The organism is Actinomyces urogenitalis DSM 15434, from assembly GCF_000159035.1.
Lineage (GTDB): Bacteria > Actinomycetota > Actinomycetes > Actinomycetales > Actinomycetaceae > Actinomyces > Actinomyces urogenitalis.
In genome coordinates this window covers 268,345-273,338 of the sequence record NZ_DS999575.1, presented here as the reverse complement: position 1 = coordinate 273,338, position 4,994 = coordinate 268,345, and the positions used below count along the sequence as shown (strand labels likewise).

Here is a 4,994-nt window from a genome sequence, read left to right as displayed (position 1 = left end):
CCCAGCCCAGCCGCGCCCCTCTGAGCTCGTACCCCCGAACGCCTCGGTGTCCACGGACGCCGCCGCGCCCGCCGGCGCCCCACACGGCGAGGCAGGACCGGCGCCGGCGCCCCTCTTCCAGGCAGGCCAGGCCACGCAGGGCGCGGACCAGAGGGCCACAGGCCACCGACCGGCCTCACCCCGCCCTCAGGAACGCCCCCGCTCACCGCACCCTTCGCAGTCGCACCAGGCCACCCCGCAAGCGGGTTCCAGGCCCACGGTCACGGTGGAACCCGGGGACTCGCTGTGGCAGATCACGCGCCGCCTGCTTCAGGCCGCGAAGGACGGCGAGGTCACCGACGCCGAGGTCCTCACCTCCTGGCCCGAGCTCTACGCACTCAACGTCGCCGTCATCGGCCCAGACCCCTCCTTGATCCACCCTGGCACCGTGCTCACGGTGCCCGCCAGCCTGCGCGGCTAACGATCCCTGCTGGCAAGGACGCATGCGCTATGGCCACCCTCACCGCACCGGACCTGCGAACGCCGCAGGCTGTCCGCCTGGCTCCGGTCCATATCTCGACCCCTGCCGACGCCCTCGCTCTCGCTGAGCGGCTCACCAGCCCTGCGCCCGAGCTCACGCACTGCCCCACTCACCCTCTCCAAGAACCTGGGAGCCGGCCGGGCCGAGGTCCGGCCCGGTGGGACCGGTTCCGCTTCGTGCCGACCGTCGAGCAGACCGAGGCCTCAATCGAGTCCATCCGTGAGGCGCGGACCGGTCAGGAGGCCCCCTCCTCGGGTGAGCAGTCTCCTGGCACCAGGCAGGTGGCCACGGCGACGCGAATGGCTCAGGCCCTGGTCACGGCAGCAGCCGAGGTCCTGGCAGGACTGCGCCCGGTCGATCACCTGTCCGGCTGGACCACGCCAGAGCTCTTTGACGCCCTGGCACGTCGGGCAGGCCTGGCTCGCAGGATCCTGGGCGAGGTCACCTCACCCCGCCCGCGTCCGCGGCGGGCCAGCGTCCAGCTCACCCCTTCAGGCGCGTGCGAGGCCATGGTCCTGCTCGACGTCGGGCCGCAGCTGCGCGCTGCCGCCGCTCGCCTGGAGATGCACCGCGGCCGCTGGATCCTCGCCGTCGTGGAGATCGGCTGAGGCCCCGCGGCCGCGATGGTGGGCGATGCCCCCTCTCAGCGGCGGCGCTTGGCCGCGCGACGCTCAGCGCGATTCATGCCAGCAGCCTCGCCGTCCTCGTTGGCAGAGACGCTCCCGTCCTCGCCCGGAGCCGAGTAGCTCACGCGCTGGTTCATCGCCTCGCGCCCGGTGTCCCCCATGACGGTGCCACCAGCCAGGCTCCCGGCGGCGTCCCCGCCAGCCTGCGCGATCGTGCGGGCCAGCTCAGTCTTGCCCTCCTCCTCGGCGCGCTTGGCAGCGGCGTCGAAACGAGCGGCGTTCGCGAAGACCTGCTCCACGGTCTCCTCGCGGATACCCTCCATCATGGCCTTGAACATGTGGGCACCCTCGTTGGCGTACTCGACGAGTGGGTCCCTCTGGGCCATCGCCCGCAGGCCAATGCCCTCCTTGAGATAGTCCATCTCGTACAGGTGCTCACGCCAGCGCTTGTCCACCACGGCCAGCAGCACGCGCCGCTCCAAGGTCCGCATGGGCTCAGGCCCCAGCTGGGCCAGCGCCACCGGGTTGTCGTCCAGGCGCCGCTCGGCGTCCTCGTAGGCGACGGCCGCGTCCTCGGTCAGCTCAGCGCCCAGGCGCTCGGCCGTCAGCTGGTCAAGGCTGCCCACGGCGCCCAGGATCTCGTTCTTGGTCAGCCCCACCGGGTAGAGGTGGGCCAGGTCGTCCCACAGGGCGTCCAGGTCCCACTGGTCAGGACGGCCCTCGCTGGTGCGCGAGGCCACCACCGTGTCCACGGTCCGTGCGCGGAAGGCCTCCATCTGCGGCTCCAGGTCCTCCCCGTCCAGCACCCGGCGACGCTCGGAGTAGACCTTCTCGCGCTGCTCGGTCATGACGTCGTCGTACTTGAGGACGTTCTTGCGGATCTCGTAGTTACGCGACTCCACCTGGCGCTGAGCCGAGGCAATGGCCTTGGAGACCATCTTGGACTCCAGCGGGACGTCGTCGGGGTAGGCGTCGGAGGCCATGATGCGCTGGGCCAGGCCGGAGGCGAACATGCGCATGAGGTCATCCTCCATAGACAGGTAGAAACGGGACTCGCCCGGGTCTCCCTGACGGCCGGAGCGGCCTCGCAGCTGGTTGTCGATACGGCGCGACTCGTGGCGCTCAGTGCCCAGCACGTACAGGCCACCGAGCTCGACGACCTCGTCGTGCTCGGCCTTGCAGGCCTCACGAGCGGCCTCCAGAGCAGCCGGCCAGGCCTTCTCGTACTCCTCGGAGTCCTCCTCCGGGTCCAGTCCCGACTCCTTGAGGGCGGTGACCGCGATGTGCTCGGCGTTGCCACCGAGCATGATGTCGGTACCACGACCGGCCATGTTGGTCGCCACGGTGACCGCACCCTTGCGCCCGGCCATCGCGACCACGGCCGCCTCACGAGCGTGCTGCTTGGCGTTGAGGACCTCGTGGGGGATGCCGCGCCGGGTGAGCATCTGGGACAGCTGCTCGGACTTCTCCACGCTCGTGGTACCCACGAGCACCGGCTGACCGGCTGCGTGGCGCTCCTCGATGTCGTCGACCACAGCCTGCAACTTGGAGCGCACCGACTTGTAGACCAGGTCGGGCTGATCGGTGCGGATCATCGGCTTGTTCGTGGGGATGGGCACCACACCGATCTTGTAGGTGCCGGCGAACTCGGCTGCCTCGGTCTCAGCGGTACCGGTCATGCCTGAGCGCGAACCCTCAGGGTAGAGACGGAAGTAGTTCTGCAGGGTGATCGTGGCCAGGGTCTGGTTCTCGGCCTTGATCTCCACCCGCTCCTTGGCCTCGATGGCCTGGTGCATGCCCTCGTTGTAACGGCGCCCGGGCAGCACACGTCCGGTGTGCTCGTCGACGATGAGCACCTCGCCGTCGCGGACGATGTAGTCCTTGTCCAGGTGGAAGAGCTCCTTGGCCTTGATGGCGTTGTTGAGGAAGCCGATGAGCGGGGTGTTCTCGGACTCGTAGAGGTTGTCGATCCCCAGGTAGTCCTCAACCCGGGCGATACCCGGAGCCAGCACACCCACGGTGCGCTTCTTCTCGTCGACCTCGTAGTCCTTGCCGGCGGTCAGGCGCTCAGCGACCTTGGCGAACTCCTGGTACCACTTGTTGACGTCCCCGGTGGCAGGCCCAGAGATGATGAGCGGGGTACGGGCCTCGTCGATCAGGATGGAGTCGACCTCGTCGACGATGACGAAGGCGTGCCCGCGCTGGACCAGGTCCTCGGGGCGCTGGGCCATGTTGTCACGCAGGTAGTCGAAGCCGAACTCGTTGTTCGTGCCGTAGGTGATGTCCATGGCGTACTGCTGGCGGCGCTCGGCTGGGCTCTGCCCGGCCAGGATGCATCCGGTGGTCAGCCCCAGGAAGCGGTGGATACGGCCCATCAGGTCGGACTGGTACTCAGCCAGGTAGTCGTTCACCGTCACCACGTGGACGCCCTTGCCGGTCAGTGCACGCAAGTAGGAGGGCATGGTGGCGACCAGGGTCTTGCCCTCACCGGTCTTCATCTCAGCGATGTTGCCCAGGTGCAGAGCCGCGCCGCCCATGATCTGGACGTGGTAGGGGCGCATGCCCAGCACACGGTCAGCCGCCTCGCACACGGTGGCGAAGGCCTCAGGCAGCAGGGCGTCCAGGCTCTCGCCATCGGCGTAACGCGTCTTGAGCTCGTCGGTCGCCTCCCTGAGCTCAGCATCGGTGAACTCACCGTAGGCGTCCGCAAGCGACTCGACCTGGTGCGCGATGGCGTCGAGCTTCTTGAGGGTGCGCCCCTCTCCGATGCGAAGGATCCGGTCGACAAGCGACATACTGGTTTCTCCCTGTGGTGACGGCGGAGCGTGTCCGCAGGGCGCAGCCGCAGCCGCACCCGGAAGCCACGTCCTGGCGGTCCTGCCCCAGGCCGAAAGAGCCACGACGGGTGCAGGCGTCGTTCATCGTAGTGGACTGTGCCCGCCCCACGCCTCTGCCGGTACCTCGCACAAGAGTGCCGCTGTCCACACCGAGGGTGCCTGGGCGCTGCCCGCCGCCGGCTGTGGAGGAGGCCGACGACGGCGAGGCAGGCTCGTTCCATGCCCTCACCTCCGCCCGTGGCCACCAGGGACGCGCCACCACCGTCCAGGACGCCGCCGTCAGGTCCTCCTACCTGGTTACCCGCTCACGCCCGGAGGGTTGCACGGTGGCTGCAACGCCTCGTCCACGACGCTGCCGGCGCGCTCATCCCTGCCCGGTGCGCGGGGTGCGGCACCTGGGACACCCGGCTGTGCGAGCGCTGCCGCAGTCTCCTGAACGGCCCGCTGTCCGAGGTCATCCACGCCGACGGCGCCGAGGACCTGCCCATCCACGCCCTGGCGGCCTACGCCGGCCCGGTACGCGCCCTGGTCCTGGGGTGGAAGAACGGTGGGCGTGAGGACCTGGCCGAGGTCATGCATGAGGCAGGCCAGCGGGCGGCGGGCCTGTGGACCGCGGGACTGGAGACCTCGCTGGTGCGCGAGGTGACCCAGGCAGGCAGGCTGCTGGTTGTCCCCGCCCCCTCAGGACTCACGCGACGCCTGCGCGGCCGCCTCGTGGCGGCGGACCTTGCCGACGCCGTGGCACGCGGCATCGCACGCTCCTGGCCTGGGCAGGGCGACCTGCTCGTGGCCTGCGCCGACGTCCTGCGCCGCCGGCCACAGCTGCGCGGGGCCCATCAGAGCGGACGGTCGGCACGTCGTCGGCGCTCGAACCGGGCATCATCCCCGCGCGTGCTGGCACCGGTCGAGGGATGGCCCGTGCTCCTGGTCGACGACGTCGTCACCACGGGCTCGACCCTCGGCTCGTGCGCCCGGGCCCTGGAGGCTGCCCGGGCCCGGTGCCTGGGCGCC

4 protein-coding genes are annotated in these 4,994 nt (G+C 70.0%); 3 read left to right on the top strand and 1 reads right to left on the bottom strand.

All coding sequences use genetic code 11. The annotated features are described in order from the left end of the window. On the top strand, positions 1 to 460 hold a 460-nt coding region (locus HMPREF0058_RS13215; protein ID WP_248597012.1), incomplete at its 5' end, for a LysM peptidoglycan-binding domain-containing protein. Positions 461 to 489: 29 nt separating this feature from the next. Then, the gene (locus tag HMPREF0058_RS13210; protein ID WP_006549080.1) at positions 490 to 1,128 is read left to right on the top strand and encodes an Rv3235 family protein; all 639 of its coding nucleotides are present in this window, start codon (positions 490 to 492) and stop codon (positions 1,126 to 1,128) included. A gap of 35 nt (positions 1,129 to 1,163) precedes the next feature. Here HMPREF0058_RS13210 and secA read toward each other — a convergent pair whose 3' ends face one another. Next, the gene (gene secA, locus HMPREF0058_RS07115) at positions 1,164 to 3,941 is read right to left on the bottom strand and encodes a preprotein translocase subunit SecA (RefSeq protein ID WP_006549079.1); all 2,778 of its coding nucleotides are present in this window, start codon (positions 3,939 to 3,941) and stop codon (positions 1,164 to 1,166) included. Between the two features lie 261 nt (positions 3,942 to 4,202). Here secA and HMPREF0058_RS12730 point away from each other — a divergent pair. Continuing rightward, positions 4,203 to 4,994: ComF family protein (locus HMPREF0058_RS12730; RefSeq protein WP_050765671.1), on the top strand; the 792-nt coding region annotated here is incomplete at its 3' end.

What these genes read in the sequence shown, in the direction of transcription:
- HMPREF0058_RS13210 (WP_006549080.1), top strand. Translation starts at nt 490, where the DNA reads ATGGCCACCCTCACCGCACCGGACCTGCGAACGCCGCAGGCTGTCCGC.
- secA (WP_006549079.1), bottom strand. Translation starts at nt 3,941, where the DNA reads ATGTCGCTTGTCGACCGGATCCTTCGCATCGGAGAGGGGCGCACCCTC.